We start from the raw sequence: 15833 nt of genomic DNA, 5'->3' as shown, positions 1-15833 counted from the left end.
CGCCACCGGGGACCCACAGGCGAGGCAACGGGGGTCGGCATGCCTGAACCGGACGCGCGGGAGCCCCGCTCCCCGCGGCACATGACGGCCCTCTCCGCCCGGACGGCCCTCGCCGCCACCGTCTGCCGCACCGCCCCCGTGATCGGGCGGCGAGCCATGAGGACGCCACCGGTCCACACCGCGCCTGCGCGTCGCCCGGTCCCCGCGCACGGGGACCGGGCGACCACCAGTACCCGAGAGGCAAGAAGGGGTTCCATGCAGCGAGGAGAGCGGTAGGTCTGAGATGGACATCACGATCCACGACCTGGAGGAACTGAGTCCGTCGCTTCGCCGCACGTGGCAGGAGGTGATGGACGACTCACCCGAATACGCCAACCCCTTCCTGTCACCGCAGTTCGCCGTGGCGATCGCCCGGCACCGACGCGGGGCGCGCGTGGCGGTGCTCCGGGAGAACGGGGACCCCGTCGGGTTCTTCCCCCATCAGCGCGGGGCCTTCGGCGTCGGCCGGGCGATCGGCCTCGGCCTGTCCGACTGCCAGGCCCTGGTGCACCGGCCCGGAGTCGGCTGGGACGCCCGCGAGCTGCTGCGGGCCTGCGGACTGTCCGTCTTCGAGTTCGACCATCTCGTCGAGGAGCAGAAGTCCTTCGCACGCTATGTCACGGGGACGTTCGCCTCGCCCGTGATCGACCTGGAGGAGCACGGCAGCGGCTATGTGGACTGGTTGCGCGAGAGGTCCCCGCGGCACACCAAGACGACGCTGGCCAAGGAACGCCGTCTGCGGCGCGACACGGGGGAGGTGCGGCTCGTCCTCGACGAACGCGACCCGCGGATCCTGCGCACGCTCATGCGGTGGAAGTCGGCCCAGTACCGCAGGACGGGGCGGATGGACCGGTTCGCGCGGCCGTGGATCGTCGACCTGGTGAACGACCTGTCCGAGGTCCGCGATGAGCACTTCACCGGTCTGCTGACCGCCCTGTACGCGGGGGACCGGCCGGTGGCCGTGCACTTCGGGCCGCGCTCGCGCACCGTGCTCGCGGGCTGGTTCACCGCGTACGACCCGGAGTTCCGCCGCTACTCACCCGGGCTGATCATGCACTTGCGGATGGTCGAGGCGGCGGGCCGGGACGGGGTGACGCTGGTGGACATGGGGCGCGGTGGCGGCGAGTACAAGGACTGGCTCAAGACCCGGGAACTGCGCGTCGGCGAGGGGTTCGTGACCCGTCCCCGTCCGGTGGCGGCGGCATACCGGCTCTGGCGCAGGCCCGTGCGCGGCCTGCGGAACACGGTCCTCGCCCATCCCGTGCTGCGGAAGCCCGCCGACCGGTTGCTGAAGACGGCCGGCGCCGTGCGCACATCGGGTCTGCCGGGCGCCGCCGAGCGCCACGGCCGGCCTTCCGGCGGAAGCGGGTGACGATGCCGTACGGATCGCGGCTCGCCGCGACGATGGCACGGCGGCTCGGACGCGAGTGCGTCTACACGCCCTCGGCCCGGCTGGCCCTGTACCTGGCGCTGCGGCGCTGGTGCCGGCCGGGCGCGCGCCTGCTGATGTCCCCGGTCAACGACGACGTGGTCCTCTTCGTCGTCCTCGCCGCCGGACTGCGCCCGGTCCTCGCCCCCGTCTCCGTCCGGGACGGCAACATCGACCCGGCCGCCGTGCCGGAGTCCACGTGGCGGGGTGTGGACGCCGTCCTGACCACGAACCTCTACGGGATGCCGGACCAGGTCGTGCCCCTGCGCCGGCGCTGCGACGAGCTGGGGATCCCCCTGTTCGAGGACGCGGCGCACGCGATCGGCACACATGTGGAGGGGCAGCCGGTCGGGACCTTCGGCACGGCCGCGGCGTTCAGCCTGTCCAAGCACGTGGCGGGCATGGCCGGCGGTTTCCTCGCCGTCGGGGACGCCCGCACCCGGCGGGAGCTGGAACTGCTGCGGGACGATCTGCTGGTGCCGGGCCGGCTCAGCGGCGACCTGGCGACGACGCTGCTTCCGCTGGCGCGTTCCGCCGTGCGCACCCTGGATCTGGTGCGTCCCGTGTGGCGGACCATGCAGCGTCTCGGTCTGCTCGAGCGTGACGGCTTCCGCATGGCCCTGCACGCGCCGCGTCTCACCGTCTGCGCGTCCCGGGCGCCGAGCCTGGCGGCCCACGACCCGTGGCTGCGCGTCGATCTGCACGGCTACCGCACCCGCCACGGGGCTTTGGTGCGCGGGCAGTTGGCGTTGCGGCTGGCCGGGCTGGAGCGGGACCTCGTCCGGCGCAGAGCGGGCGTCTCGCTGCTCTCGGGCACATCATGGGCCGCCCCGGCCCTGCGTGCGCGGGTGGCGTCCGACGGGCCTCCGCCGCTTTTCCGGGTGCCGCTCCTCGTCGAGGACCGCGACGCCCTGGTGGAGCGCATGGTGCGGCACGGCGTGGTCGTCGGGTACGTCTACGATCCCCCGCTCGACGACTACGCGGGCGCGGAGTTCGTCGAGCCCTCCCCCGATCCGTCGGCCGCCCGCTGGTTCGCCGCGCACGTCCTGCCGGCCGATCCGCTCCTGGCGCGCAGGATCGGCGACGCCCTCGCGGGAGAGCGTGCCACGGCCGCGCGCCCCTCCGCCCCGGCGATCCCCGTGCCGGGCGCCACGCCCTCGGCGCCTGGACAGGGCCCGGGGCAGTGAGGGCGCGCCGCCCGCCTCGGCGGCCGGTTCAGGCCACGGCGGGGCCGTCGGACGCGCGGGGATCCGGCGCGGGCAGCATGGTCAGCAGCATGACGGTGGGCTCCAGGGCGCGCACCGTGTGCGGCAGCCGGGCGGGCAGACGGATCCAGCTGCCGGGCGTCGCCACGGTCTTCTCGTCCCCCAGCACCAGGTCGAGGCGGCCGCGGACGACCTGGATGACGACGGGCAGGGCCGAGGTGTGCTCGGTCAGTTCCTGCCCGGCGGCGAAGGCGAAGCCGACCACGCGCAGCCGGTCGTCGCGGTACAGGACACGGCTGAGGGTGCCGTCCTCGGCCAGGGGCAGTTCGGCGGTCAGGTCGGCGATCACGGTTGCGGGCACGGGGATGCCTCCTCAGGCGGTACGCGGGGTGGGGGTGGCGATGAGGGCGATGGCGCCCAGGTGGTCCCGGTGGCGGCGGAAGACGCGGCGCATCTGCCGGACGCGGGGGCGGGCCGCGGGGTCGCGGAGGGCCCGGCCGGCGATGCGCACGGCGTTCCCGAGGCCCTCGTCGGCGATGAGCCGGCGCGGTTCGAGCAGGGCCATCGGCGCCCTCCGGCGGGCGGTGACGGTGAAGCCCTCGGCGGCGAGCAGGGCGACCCAGCCGGACGGGGTCAGCGGGCGGGCGCCGACGTGGACGGCGCCGCCCAGGTCCCTGGTGATCTCCTCGGCGTGTTCCGGACCGAGGTCCTCGGGCAGCAGGCACATCTCGTGCAGGGCGTAGCGGCCGCCGGTGCCGGCGAGCAGCCGCCGGGCCTCGCGCAGGACGCGACGCTTGGCGGGCTCGGGCTGCATGGTCAGCACGGCCTCCCCGTACACCGCGGTGGCGCTGCCGGCCGGCAGCCCGGTGTCCGCGGCGTCGGCCCGCACGGCCGCCACCTCGGTCGCTCCCGGGGCGGGGAGGACGCCCAGTCCGGCCACGGCGGCGGGGTCGCGGTCCACGGCCGTGTAGGAGCCCGGGGCGCGCGCGAGGACCAGCCGGGCGGTGGCGCCCAGACCCGCGGCGAGTTCCACCACCCGGTCGTCCGGTCCGAGGGCCAGGCCGTCGAGCATCCAGCCGGTCAGTTCCCTGCCGCCGGGGCGCAGCACGCGCTTGCCCAGGCGGGCCAGCAGCCAGTGGCCGGGCATGCGGGCCGTGTCCAGTCCGTCACCGGGCAGGGGCATGTTTTCCGGGAGGGCCGAAGGGTCGGTCGGTGCCATGCGCGTACCTCGCTCTCCGCTCGCAACAGGTAGTTAGGTAAACCTAACTTGGCGAGGGGCTGGGGGCGGAGGGCCGAACGTCCCGGGCGCGGGGCCGCTGGGCCCCGTGCCCGTCGCGGGCCGGTCACAGCAGGCCGCTCCAGTACGGCCAGAACCGGGTGAGGACGAGCAGCGCGATGACCCCGTACCAGGCCGCGAGGAGCATCCAGTGCGTCTCCCGCACCAGCTGCATCACGCTCCGGGGCACCGGGACGATCGCCTGTTCCAGGCAGTGCAGGGTCACGTACCAGAACAGGGCGATGGTGACGACCCAGACGACGGCGCAGTAGGGGCAGATCTTGTCGAGCTCGTACAGCGACTCCACGATCAGCCAGTGGACGAACACCACCCCCGCAAGCGCCCCCGCGTCGAGGGCCAGCCAGAGCCGGCGGTGCAGGCGCGCCCCGGAGAGCACGGCGATGCCCAGGACGGTCACGGCGGCGAAGGCGCCCAGGCCGAGCAGCATGTTGGGGAAGCCGAACACGTGTCCCTGCGCACTCGACATGACGCTGCCGCAGCTGACGACGGGGCTGATGTTGCACGGCGGCCGGTAGGCGGGATCACGAAGCAGCCGCCAGTCGTCCACGGTGAGCTGGAAGGAGGCGAGCCAGCCGACGGCCCCGGCGGTGACCATCGCCCATCCGGTCCTGCGGCTCGCGCCGAGCGTGTGCGGGCGCCGGGTCTTCGTGGCGTCCCGTACCGGTGCCGGTCCGTGGCTCATGCGGCCCGCCGGGAGGCGGCGGCGGGCCCGGGGGCGGCCGACGGCGTCCGTGCCGCCGGAGCCACGGACCGCCGCCGGTAGACCAGGTAGGGCCGGACGAGGTAGCCGACCGGCACGCTCCACACATGGACGAGACGGGTGAAGGGCCAGGCGGCGAACAGCAGGCAGGCGCTCAGGGCGTGGAGCCGGAAGAGCAGCGGGGCGTCGGCGATCGCCAGCGGATGCGGCTGGAAGGTGAGGACACCGCGGAACCAGACGGAGACGGTCGTGCGGTAGTCGTAGCCGCCCCCGAACACGTTGTGCGTGGCGGTGGCCGAGAGGCCGAGCAGGACCGTGGCGGACAGCAGCGGGAAGAGGAGCTTGTCGCTGCGGTCGGTGGTGAGGCGGATCCGGCGGGTCAGCAGGCGGCGCGCGCAGAGCATGCCGAGCCCCGTGACCATGGCGGCACCGGCCACCGAGCCCGCGAGGACGGCGGTGGTGTGGTAGGCGTGCTCGCCGATGCCGGCCGCCTCGGTCCAGGACGCGGGCACCGCCAGCCCGACCACGTGCCCGGCGATCACCATCAGGGCGCCGAAGTGGAACAGCGGGCTGCCCCAGCGCAGCCAGCGGTGTTCGAGGAGCTGGCTGGTGTGGCTGGTCCAGCCGAACTGGTCGTGCCGGTAGCGCCAGACGTGCCCGGCCACGAACACGGCGAGGCAGGCGTAGGGGAGGGCGACCCACAGCAGCAGGTCGGCGCCGCTTGCGGGGGCGGCGGCCAGGAGGAGGTTCGGGGCGGTCATCGGGGGCCTTCCGTACCGGTGGTCGGAGCGGGCGCCACGCGCGTCGGCGGGGCGGGCGGCGGTGGGGCGAAGGTGCCGGGCGGGGCGAACTCCCCGTCGCCGTAGGTGCCGTAGGGGTCGAGGCCGACCTCCTCGTTCGGCGGGCCCTCGGCCGCCAGCCGGGCCACCGCCGCGCGGTCCGCCTCGCTGGGCGGCGGCAGCAGCGTCAGCAGCGCGGCCAGCGGATGGACATAGGGGGAGCCGGCGTCGGAGAGCGCCTGGTGGATCAGCTCAAGACCGCGCCGGTGCTGGCGCAGGGGTGCCTCGCCCGGGCCCGGCCCGCCGAGCGCGGCGAACTCCAGCACCACCGGCAGGTGGTCGGGCAGCTCGCCGCCGTCGGTCTCCCAGCCGGCGGCGCGGTAGCGCTGGTTGAGGGCGAGCAGGGCCATGCCGCGGCGTCGGGTGTCGCCGTGCAGGTAGTAGGTGAGGTAGAGGCTGCTCTTGCGGCGCAGGTCGAACATCTCGACGTAGTGCCTCTCCAGCGCCTCCGGCTCCTGGCCGCCGAACCATCGCACGAAGTCCGCCAGCCGCTCGGCGGCCGGGGACGCCGGCAGCGCCTCGACGGCGGCGGCCAGCTCCGGGCGGGCGGCGTCCAGTTCCCCGTCCGGGTACTGCAGGAGCAGCGACAGCAGGCGCAGCAGCAGCGCCCGGTCGGCCGTCTCCTGCGGGGTGAGCCGGGCCCGGCGGCGCGTGGACGCGCGCACGCGGGTGCGCAGGGGGATCATGCCCGGCCTCCGCCGGCCGTGCGGCGCAGGGTGGGGATGCCGAGCATGACCCGGCGGCCGGAGGGCTCGTCGGCGGACTCCACCGGACAGCGGTTCTCCACCGCGCTCAGAGCGGCGGCGTCCTCCTTGTGGGCGGCCGGGACCACATAGCGGTCGGCGTACTTGGCGACGGCGAGGAGGCGGTGGAGGTCCTCGGCCTCGCGGGCGGTCAGCCCGACCGCCTCCAGCGCCGCCTCGTCCCCGTCCTCACCGAGGGTGCGGCCGCGCATGTACGAGCGGAGCGCGGTGAGTTTCATCAGCACCCCGGCCACGACGTCGGTGTCACCGGCGGTGAACAGCTCCGCCAGGTACTCCAGCGGGATGCGCAGCCGGGTGACGGCGGCGAAGACGTGGTCGGGGTCGTCCTGGTCGCCGCCCGCGCCGGTGACGGCGTCGAGCACGGGGGACAGGGGCGGGACGTACCAGACCATGGGCAGGGTGCGGTACTCGGGGTGCAGGGGCAGGGCGACCCCGTACCGCACGACGAGGTCGTGGACCGGGGAGCGGCGGGCGGCGTCCAGCCAGTCCTCGGGGATGCCCGCCTGCCGTGCCGCCGCTATCACCTCGGGGTCGGCGGGGTCGAGGAAGACGCCGCGCTGGGCGTCCAGCAGGTCCCGCTCGTCGGGGGTGGCCGCGGCCTCGCCCACGCGGTCGGCGTCGTACAGCAGGAGTCCGAGGTAGCGCAGCCGGCCCACGCAGGTCTCGGAGCAGACGGTGGGCTGGCCGGCCTCGATACGCGGGAAGCAGAAGGTGCACTTCTCGGCCTTGCCGGTGGCGTGGTTGACGTACACCTTCTTGTACGGGCACGCCGTCACGCACATCCGCCAGCCGCGGCACCTGTCCTGGTCGACCAGGACGATGCCGTCCTCGACGCGCTTGTACATGGCGCCGGACGGACAGGCCGACACGCAGGCCGGGTTGAGGCAGTGCTCGCACAGCCGGGGCAGATGGAAGAGGAAGGTCTGCTCGAACTCGAACCTGACCTTCTCGGCCCATTCCCCGGTGAGGTTGGGATCGGCGCCGGCGTGTTCGGGGGCGCCTCCCAGACCGTCCTCCCAGTTGGCGCCCCAGGTGACGGCCGTGGGCCTGCCGGTGAGGACGGAACGGGGCCGGGCGACCGGGATGTCCTGGCCGGCGGGGGCACCGACGAGGTTGTCGTAGTCGTAGGTGACCGGCTCGTAGTAGTCCTCGATGGCCGGCAGGTCGGGGTTGGCGAACAGCGAGAGCAGGCGCTTGACGCGGCCGCCGGAGCGCAGCACCAGCCGGCCGCGCCGGTCGAGCATCCAGCCGCCCTTCCACCGCTGCTGGTCCTCGTAGCGGCGCGGGTAGCCGACGCCGGGCTTGGTCTCCACGTTGTTGAACCAGGCGTACTCGACGCCGGTGCGGTTGGTCCACGTCTGCTTGCAGGTGACCGAGCAGGTGTGGCAGCCGATGCACTTGTCGAGGTTCATCACCATCGCCACCTGTGCCATCACGCGCATGTCAGTACTCCACGTTCTGCGAGCGACGGCGGATGACGGTGACCTCGTCGCGCTGGTTGCCGGTCGGGCCGTAGTAGTTGAAGGCGTAGGTGAACTGCGCGTAGCCGCCCGCGAGATGGGTCGGCTTGAGCAGCAGCCTGGTCAGGGAGTTGTGGACGCCGCCGCGGCGGCCGCTGACCTCGGTCTTCGGGACGTTCACCGTGCGGTCCTTGGCGTGGTACATGTACACCGTGCCCTCGGGCATGCGGTGGGTGACCACGGCGCGGGCGGCCACGACGCCGTTGCGGTTGTAGGCCTCGATCCACTCGTTGTCCTTGACGCCGATCCTCCCGGCGTCGGCGGTGGACAGCCAGATCACCGGGCCGCCGCGGGAGAGGGCGAGCATGTAGGCGTTGTCCTGGTACTCGGAGTGGATGGACCACTTGGAGTGCGGCGTGAGGTAACGCACCGTCACCTCGGCGCTGCCGTCGTGCAGTTCCTCGTCGCCGTAGTGGCGGCGGGCGTCCAGCGGCGGCCGGTAGACGGGCAGCTGCTCACCCAGTTCCGCCATCCAGTCGTGGTCGACGAAGAAGTGCTGGCGGCCGGTGAGGGTGTGCCAGGGCTTCTTGTGCTCGGTGTTGATGACGAACGGCGAGTAGCGGCGCCCGCCGGTCTCCGAGCCGGACCACTCGTAGGAGGTGATGACCGCGCGGGGCTGGACCCGGGTGTCGGCGAAGGTGATCCGCTCGGCCTCACGCTCGGCGGACAGCTCCACCAGCCCCTCGCTGCCGGTCTGCTCGCGCAGTTCGCGGAAGCCCTCGGTGGCCAGGCGGCCGTTGGTGGTCCCGGACAGGGCGAGGATCGCCTCGCACATGTCGGAGGCGGTGGCCAGGGACGGCCGGCCGGCGGCGATCCCGTCCCGGACGGCGCCGTTGCGGTGGCGCAGCTCGTCGATCTCCGGGCCGGGGTGGACGGTGACGCCCTTGGTGGTGGTGCCCAGGGTGTCCAGCAGCGGGCCGAGGGCGCGCATCTTCTCGGCGACGGCGGTGAAGTCGCGCTCGACGGTCACCAGTTTGGGCATCGTGCGGCCGGGAACCGGCTCGCACTCGCCCGCCTTCCAGTCCCGCACGACTCCTCCCGGCTGGGCGAGTTCGTCCGGGGTGTCGTGCTGGAGGGGCACGGCCAGGACGTCGGTACGGGTGCCCAGGTGCTCGCGGGCCAGCTCGCTGAACCGGTCGGCGATCGTCAGGAACGTGTCGTAGTCCGTGCGGGCCTGCCAGGGCGGGGCGATGGCGGGGGTGAAGGCGTGCACGAAGGGGTGCATGTCCGTGCTGGACAGGTCGTCCTTCTCGTACCAGGTCGCGGCCGGCAGGACGACGTCGGCGAGCAGGCCGGTGGAGGTCATCCGGAAGTCCATGGCGACCAGCAGGTCGAGCTTGCCCTCGGGCGCCTCGTCGTGCCAGACGACGTCCCGCGGCCGGGCCTTTGGCGGAGTCTCCTCGGAGCGGACCGCGGCGTCCGTGCCGAGGAGGTGGCGCAGGAAGTACTCGTTGCCCTTGCCGGAGGAGCCGAGCAGGTTGGCCCGCCACACGGTCAGCACGCGCGGGAAGTTCGCCGGGTCGTCGGGGTCCTCCACCGCGAACCGCAGCCGCCCGGACTTCAGCTCGCCGACGACGTGCTCGGCGACGGGGCGCCCCCGGGCGGCCGCCTCGTCCGCCAGGTCCAGGGGGTTGCGGTCGAAGCCGGGGTGGCCCGGCGTCCAGCCCAGCCGCACCGCCTGCGCGAGGGTGTCCGCGAACCCCTTGCCCTTGAACCGGCCGGTGCCGAGCGGGGAGGCCAGCTCCTCGGGCCCGAAGGCCTCGTAGCGCCACTGGTCGGTGTTCAGGTACCAGTACGAGGTGCCCGCCATGTGCCGGGTGGGCCGCTGCCAGTCGAAGGCGAAGGCCAGGTGCTGCAGTCCGGTGAGCGGGCGGATCTTCTCCTGGCCGACGTAGTGGGCCCAGCCGCCGCCGTTGACGCCCTGGCAGCCGGTCATCGTGGTCAGGGCGAGGAAGGCGCGGTAGATGGTGTCGGAGTGGAACCAGTGGTTGGTGCCGGCTCCCATCGCGATCATCGAGCGGCCGCGCGTGCGCTCGGCGTTGCGCGCGAACTCCCGGGCGATCCGGGCCGCCTGCTCGGCCGGCACCGAGGTGACGGTCTCCTGCCAGGCCGGGGTGTACGGCTGGGACGCGTCGTCGTACGCGAGCGGCCAGTGGCCCGGCAGTCCCGGCCGGGCCACCCCGTACTGGGCGAGCATCAGATCGAAGACGGTGGTCACGAGCCGGCCGCCGATCCGCCGCACGGGCACCCCGCGCACCATCACCGCACCGCCCTCGGTGGTGCCCTCGTCGAACCGCGGCAGTGCCACCCGCACCCTGTCCTCGGCCGACTCCAGCAGGCTCAGCTCGGGCTCGACATCACCGAGTTCGAGGTTCCAGCGGCCTCGCTCGGCCTCCCCCCAGCGGAAGCCGAGCGAGCCGCCCGGAACCACCGGTTCGCCGGTGGTCCGGTCGATCAGGACCGTCTTGAACCCGGCGTGCTCCTCCTCACGGCCGAGGTCCGCGGCGGTCAGGAACCCGTCCGGGACGAGGCCCTCGCCGTGCTCGCGCAGGGCCACCAGGAACGGCGCGTCCGTGAACGTCCTCAAGTAGTCCCGGAAGTACGGCACTTCGCGATCCACCAGGAACTCGCGCAGGATCACGTGCCCCATGGCCATCGCCAGCGCCCCGTCGGTGCCGGGGTGCGGGGCCAGCCACTCGTCGGCGAACTTGACGTTGTCCGCGTAGTCGGGACTGACCGCGACGACCTTGGTGCCGTTGTAGCGGGTCTCGGTGAGGAAGTGCGCGTCGGGCGTGCGGGTGACGGGAATGTTGGAGCCCCACATCACCAGGTAGCCGGCGTTCCACCAGTCCGCCGCCTCCGGCACGTCCGTCTGGTCCCCGAAGACCTGCGGCGAGGCGATCGGCAGGTCGGCGTACCAGTCGTAGAAGGACAGCAGGGTGGCGCCGATCAGCGACATGAAGCGGGCGCCGGCCGCGAAGGAGGCCATGGACATCGCCGGGATCGGTGAGAAGCCGGCGACGCGGTCGGGGCCGTAGGTCTTGATGGTGTGCACGTGCGCGGCGGCGACGAGTTCGCTCACCTCGTCCCAGTCGGCGCGGACCAGGCCGCCCTTGCCGCGGGCCCGCTTGTAGGCGCGGGCCCTGGCCGGGTCGGAGGTGATCTCCGCCCAGGCCGCCACCGGGTCGCCCAGGCGCCGGCGGGCCTCACGCCACAGCTTCAGCAACGCGCCGCGCACATACGGATAACGGACCCGGCTGGGCGAGTAGGTGTACCAGGAGAACGACGCCCCGCGCGGGCAGCCGCGTGGCTCGTACTCGGGGCAGTCGGCGCCGATGGAGGGGTAGTCGGTGGCCTGGTGCTCCCAGGTGATGATGCCGTCCTTGACGTACACCATCCAGGAGCAGGAACCGGTGCAGTTGACCCCGTGGGTTGAGCGCACCACCTTGTCGTGCGCCCAGCGGTTGCGGTAGAAGCCCTCCCACTTGCCGTCGGCCTCGCCGAACACGGCGCGGCCGTCGGCGGACACCTCACGGCGGGTCAGCAGTCTTCGGGCGGCCACCGGCCAGCCCTCAGCGGCGCGTCCCTCGTGTGTGGGCCGCGCGGTGTCGTCGTTCTCCATGTGGCGAAAGTAGACGGCCCACGCCGGTGAGGACCTGGGCCCACAGGTCCTCACCGCGGTGCCCCTCCGGCCCAGTCCGGGCCGCGGCACAGGGACCAATGGTCCCGGTACCGGGGCCGGTCGGCCGAAGAACCCGGCTCGGCCGGCGTCGCATGCTGACAGCGATCGAACCGCGGTGCCCGGACACCCCCGTCCTGCCCCGGACCGGCGCGTTCCCCCGTCTCCGGCCCGGGTGGGCGTGGCGCACGTCCCGTACCGATCGTTTCGGTCGCTGTCCGGCCACCTGTCTCGTCCGCCGTGTCCTCAGGTGGCCGGACCTGCGCCGTCCGGGGCCCGGTGATCCGTGGCGCGCCGGGCGGGTCGGCCCGGGGCCGTGCCCGGCCGGTCCCATGACCGGCATGGACACGCGCGGGTCCGTCCGGACCGGAGGCTCGCCGCCGCCGTGTTCCTGTCCGGTCCTCTTCTTCGGGACCGCCGGCCCGGTGGTGGGGACCGACGGCCCACCCCGCCGTGACGCCCCGGCACGGATAGTGGCCGCGGGCCCTGTCGGGTGTGGTCCCGCGGCACCCGCGATCCGGCGGCCCCACACCGCGAACACGAGGGAAGGACCGCATGCTTCCATCACCGAGGCAGTACGACGACGCACCGACACCCCCCAGATCCGTACCGCGCGGGGCCTGGCTGATGCTGGCCCTGGCCACCATCGGGTTCGCCGTGAACTTCTGGGCCTGGGCCCTGCTGAGCCCGCTGGGCCCACGCCTGAAGGACACCCTGGAACTGTCGTCCTTCCAGCAGTCGCTGCTGGTGGCGGTGCCGGTGGTGGTCGGCTCACTGGGCCGCATCCCCGTCGGGGCGCTCACCGACCGGTTCGGCGGACGCGTGATGTTCCCGCTGGTCTCCGCCGCCACCATCGTGCCGGTCCTCTACCTGGGCCTGGCCGGGCACTCCTCGCTGTGGGAGCTGCTGGTGGGCGGGTTCTTCCTCGGCGTCGGCGGTACCGCGTTCGCCGTCGGGGTGCCGGTGGTCAACGCGTGGTTCCCGCCCGAGCGGCGGGGCCTGGCCATCGGGATCTTCGGAACGGGCATGGGCGGCACCGCGATCAGCGCGCTGACCACGGTCAAGCTCGTGGCCGCGCACGGCATGGCCGACCCGTTCCTGATCACCGCCGCCGTCCTGGCCGGATACGCGCTGATCGCCGCGCTGGTGCTGCGCGACGCGCCGGGCCGCACGGTGCCCGACCAGCCGCTGGCCCGCCGGCTGGCCACCACGTTCCGGCTGACCATCACCTGGCAGGCATCCGCCCTGTACGCCGTGGCCTTCGGCGGCTACGTCGCCTTCTCCGTGTACCTGCCCACCTACCTCAAGACCGGCTACGGGCTGTCGCAGGCGGACGCGGCCAACCGCATGGCCGGCTTCGTACTGCTGGCGGTGGCGATGCGGCCGGTCGGCGGCTGGCTGTCGGACCGCATCGGACCGGTGGCGGTGCTGGGCGGCGCCATGGCCGTGGTGTTGTCGGGGGCGCTCGCGCAGTCGCTCACCCCGTCGCTGATACCGCTCGGCACCCTCACGTTCCTGGCGATGGCCGCCGCGCTCGGCGCCGCCAGCGGCGCGGTCTTCGCCCTGGTGGCCCTGCTCGCCCCGGCCGGCACGGTGGGTTCCGTCACCGGGGTCGTCGGTGCCGCCGGCGGTCTGGGCGGCTTCGTACCACCGCTGGTGATGGGCGGGCTCTACGGCGCCTACGGCTCCTACGCCGTCGGCCTGCTCCTGCTGGCCGGGGTGGCCGCGGCGGCGCTGACCTTCACCGGCACCGGCGTGCGCAGGCACGTCACCCGCCCGGTGCCCGCCGTACAGCCGGAATGAGACGACCGGACAACCGAACAGGAGAGTACGACCCCATGTGCGAGTACTGCGGATGCCAGTCCCTGTCCGCGATCGACGAACTCACCCGCGAGCACGACGCGGTGGTGACCCTCATCAGCCTGGTTCGGGACGCCCGGCGCGACGACGACACGACCCGGACGGCCGAGCTGGCCCGGGAGATCGCCGCGGCGCTGGACCCGCACACCGAGGTCGAGGAACACGGGCTGTTCCCCGCCCTGGCCGACGAGTTCCCGGAGAAGATCGCCGCTCTGGAGGCCGAGCACCGTCGCATCGAGTCGGTGCTGGCCGAGGCCGCGGAGGGCGTCCCTGCCGACCCGGGCTGGCCGGAGCGGCTCATGGACACGCTCGCCCTGCTGCGCGAGCACATCCTCAAGGAACAGGACGGCGTCTTCCCGGCCGCCCTGGCGATGCTGGAGCCGGAGCAGTGGGAGGCGGTGGAGGCGGTGCGCACCCGCGTCGGCAGCCGGGTGCCAGAGCCGAACCGCTGACGCGGCGCACGCCCGCGGCACCACGCCCCCGGCCCGTGCACGGGCCGGGACCTCGCGTACGTACGGTCCCGGCCTCGTACACCCGCGTACGTACGGTCCCGGCGCCGTGCACCCGGCCCCGAGCGGCCCGGAGTGCCGGTCCGCGCCCGGTGCCGGGGCCGGGTCACCGGATCACCGCGCGACCGCGGCGTCGTCACCGCCGCACCGGGCACCGCACCGCCGCACCGGGCACACCGCCGTGCGGACGCGGTGACGGTGGCGGGACGCGGACGAACGCCCCGGGCCGGGGCTCGCCGTCCCGGCCGCCCGGACGTCGTCGCGATCCACCACTTCCCGGACGAGGCCGAGCGGGCGGCGGGCCTCGCCGCGGCCGGGGTCATGGCGCGCGTACCGGGCCGAACAGCGGGGGCACACGCGCCTCGATGAGATGAGGGCCCGGCTCGGCGAGGGCTTCGGCGAGCCCGGCCGTGAAGTCCTCGGCCGTGGTGGCGCACGAGGCGGGCACGCCCATGCCCTCGGCGAGCCGGACGAAGTCCAGAGCGGGCCGGGACAGGTCGAGCAGGTCCCGGCGGGCCCGGCCGTGGTCCGCGGGGTCGCGGTCCGGGACCAGGCGCTCGAACTCCATCTCCAGGACGGAGTACGAGCGGTTGGCGAGGACGACGACGGTGACGTCCAGTCCCTCGCGGGCCATGGTCCACAGCGCCTGGAGGGTGTACATGGCGCTGCCGTCGGCCTCCAGGCACAGCACCGGACGGTCGGGGCAGGCGATCGCGGCGCCCGCGGCCAGCGGCAGGCCCTGTCCGATGGCGCCGCCGGTGAGAGTGAGCCAGTCGTGGGGCGGTGCCCCCGCGGTGGCCGGGGGCAGCCACAGACCGCTGGTGTTGGCCTCGTCCACCACGATCGCCCCCTCGGGCAGCAGCGCGCCCACGGCGGCGGCGACCGTCTCACCGGTCAGCTCGCCCGCGGGCGGCTCCGGCCTCGCCCGGGCCGCCGTCGCTGCCGCAGTCGCCGCCGTCGCCGGTGTCGTGCGGGGGAGCAGGTCCGCCAGGTGCGTGAGGGCCGCTGCGGCGTTGTCGCCCGGGCCGGCCAGGGGATGGACGCGGCAGTCGTCGGGGACGAGGAGGCCGGGTGTCTCCGGATAGGCGAAGAAGGACACCGGGGATCGGGCGCCGACCAGTATCAGGCGTCGCAGGCCGCCGAGTTGGGCTCGCGCCCCCTCGGGCAGGTAGCCGAGCCGTTCCACGGCGGGCAGGCCCGCGCCGCGTTCCAGGCGCGCGGGAAAGGTCTCGCACAGCAGCCGGGCTCCGGTGGCGGCGGCGACACGGGCCGCCGCTCGCAGAGCCGGGCCGCGGGTGGCCGGGCCGCCGAGCAGGATCGCGGCCGGTTCCGCGCCGCGCAGGGCGGCGGCGACGGCGGCCACCGTGCCGTCCGGCACCGGCGCGGGCGGCGGGGACGGCAGCGGTGGGGCCGGGCCGGCGCCCGGCGACCAGGAGACGTCGGCCGGCAGGATCAGCGTCGCCACCCGGCCGGGCGGTGCCGTGGCGGCGGCCGCGGCGGCGGACGCGTCGCGGCCGGCGGTTGCCGGGCCCGCGCAGCGCCGCACCCAGCCGGACACCGTGCCGGCCGCTGCGTCGATGTCCGACTCGAGCGGCGCGTCGAGCGGTTTGTGCGAGGTGGCGTGGTCGCCGACGAGGTTGACCAGCGGTGTGGCCGCGCGCCGGGCGTTGTGCAGGTTGGCCAGGCCGTTGCCCAGTCCCGGGCCGAGGTGCAGCAGGGTGGCGGCGGGGCGTCCGGCCATCCGGCCGTAGCCGTCGGCCGCCCCGGTCGCGACTCCCTCGAACAGGCAGGGCACGGCCCTGGCCGCCGGGTCCCGGTCCAGCGCGGCGACCAGGTGTGTCTCGGAGGTGCCCGGGTTGGCGAAGTACAGCTCCACACCGCACGCCCGCAGGGTGGCCACGACCGCTTCCGCACCGTTCACGTCTGCTCCCGTCCTCGCCTGGTGATGGTGATGGTCGTGTCGATGGTCGTGTCGACGGAGAGAAGGAGAAG

Annotated in this window: 12 protein-coding genes; 4 read left to right on the top strand and 8 right to left on the bottom strand. The window is 74.0% G+C overall.

Annotated elements, in window-relative coordinates:
• Positions 1-283: 283 nt before the first annotated feature.
• Positions 284-1411: a GNAT family N-acetyltransferase gene (locus ACJ9NR_RS05410; RefSeq protein ID WP_412489473.1), complete on the top strand. Its 1128-nt coding sequence runs from the start codon at positions 284-286 to the stop codon at positions 1409-1411.
• Entirely contained in the window at positions 1408-2655 is a 1248-nt protein-coding gene (locus ACJ9NR_RS05405; protein ID WP_412489474.1) for a DegT/DnrJ/EryC1/StrS family aminotransferase, read from the top strand. The genes ACJ9NR_RS05410 and ACJ9NR_RS05405 overlap by 4 nt, the downstream gene beginning before the upstream one ends.
• Positions 2656-2683: 28 nt before the next feature.
• On the opposite strand, the gene ACJ9NR_RS05400 is transcribed toward ACJ9NR_RS05405, so the two are convergent.
• The 7 genes from ACJ9NR_RS05400 to ACJ9NR_RS05370 form a co-directional block, all read right to left on the bottom strand.
• Complete coding sequence (locus ACJ9NR_RS05400) at positions 2684-3034, bottom strand: cupin domain-containing protein (protein ID WP_412489475.1); 351 nt, start codon at positions 3032-3034, stop codon at positions 2684-2686.
• Positions 3035-3046: 12 nt separating this feature from the next.
• Entirely contained in the window at positions 3047-3892 is an 846-nt protein-coding gene (locus tag ACJ9NR_RS05395) for a class I SAM-dependent methyltransferase (protein WP_412489476.1), read from the bottom strand.
• A gap of 124 nt (positions 3893-4016) precedes the next feature.
• On the bottom strand, positions 4017-4652 hold the full coding sequence (locus ACJ9NR_RS05390; protein ID WP_412489477.1) for a vitamin K epoxide reductase family protein: 636 nt from the start codon (positions 4650-4652) through the stop codon (positions 4017-4019).
• Positions 4649-5431, bottom strand: coding sequence for a respiratory nitrate reductase subunit gamma (gene narI, locus ACJ9NR_RS05385; protein WP_412489478.1), 783 nt, complete (start codon positions 5429-5431; stop codon positions 4649-4651). The genes ACJ9NR_RS05390 and narI overlap by 4 nt, the downstream gene beginning before the upstream one ends.
• The gene (narJ, locus tag ACJ9NR_RS05380; protein ID WP_412489479.1) at positions 5428-6195 is read right to left on the bottom strand and encodes a nitrate reductase molybdenum cofactor assembly chaperone; all 768 of its coding nucleotides are present in this window, start codon (positions 6193-6195) and stop codon (positions 5428-5430) included. The genes narI and narJ overlap by 4 nt, the downstream gene beginning before the upstream one ends.
• A complete protein-coding gene (gene narH, locus ACJ9NR_RS05375) occupies positions 6192-7715 on the bottom strand; it encodes a nitrate reductase subunit beta (protein ID WP_412489480.1) in 1524 nt (507 codons plus the stop codon). Before narH ends, narJ begins: the two co-directional genes overlap by 4 nt.
• Before the next feature lies 1 nt (position 7716).
• Positions 7717-11415, bottom strand: coding sequence for a nitrate reductase subunit alpha (locus ACJ9NR_RS05370; RefSeq protein WP_412489481.1), 3699 nt, complete (start codon positions 11413-11415; stop codon positions 7717-7719).
• A 612-nt stretch (positions 11416-12027) separates the two neighbouring features.
• Between ACJ9NR_RS05370 and ACJ9NR_RS05365 the strand changes: the two genes are divergently transcribed.
• Entirely contained in the window at positions 12028-13275 is a 1248-nt protein-coding gene (locus ACJ9NR_RS05365; RefSeq protein ID WP_412489482.1) for an MFS transporter, read from the top strand.
• 35 nt (positions 13276-13310) lie between these two features.
• Positions 13311-13784: a hemerythrin domain-containing protein gene (locus ACJ9NR_RS05360; protein WP_412489483.1), complete on the top strand. Its 474-nt coding sequence runs from the start codon at positions 13311-13313 to the stop codon at positions 13782-13784.
• 376 nt (positions 13785-14160) lie between these two features.
• Here ACJ9NR_RS05360 and ACJ9NR_RS05355 read toward each other — a convergent pair whose 3' ends face one another.
• On the bottom strand, positions 14161-15762 hold the full coding sequence (locus ACJ9NR_RS05355) for an acetolactate synthase large subunit (protein WP_412489484.1): 1602 nt from the start codon (positions 15760-15762) through the stop codon (positions 14161-14163).
• Positions 15763-15833 lie beyond the last annotated feature (71 nt).

The organism is Streptomyces sediminimaris (genome assembly GCF_047049295.1).
Classification (GTDB): Bacteria; Actinomycetota; Actinomycetes; order Streptomycetales; family Streptomycetaceae; genus Streptomyces; species Streptomyces sediminimaris.
This window is presented reverse-complemented; position numbering and strand designations above follow the sequence as displayed.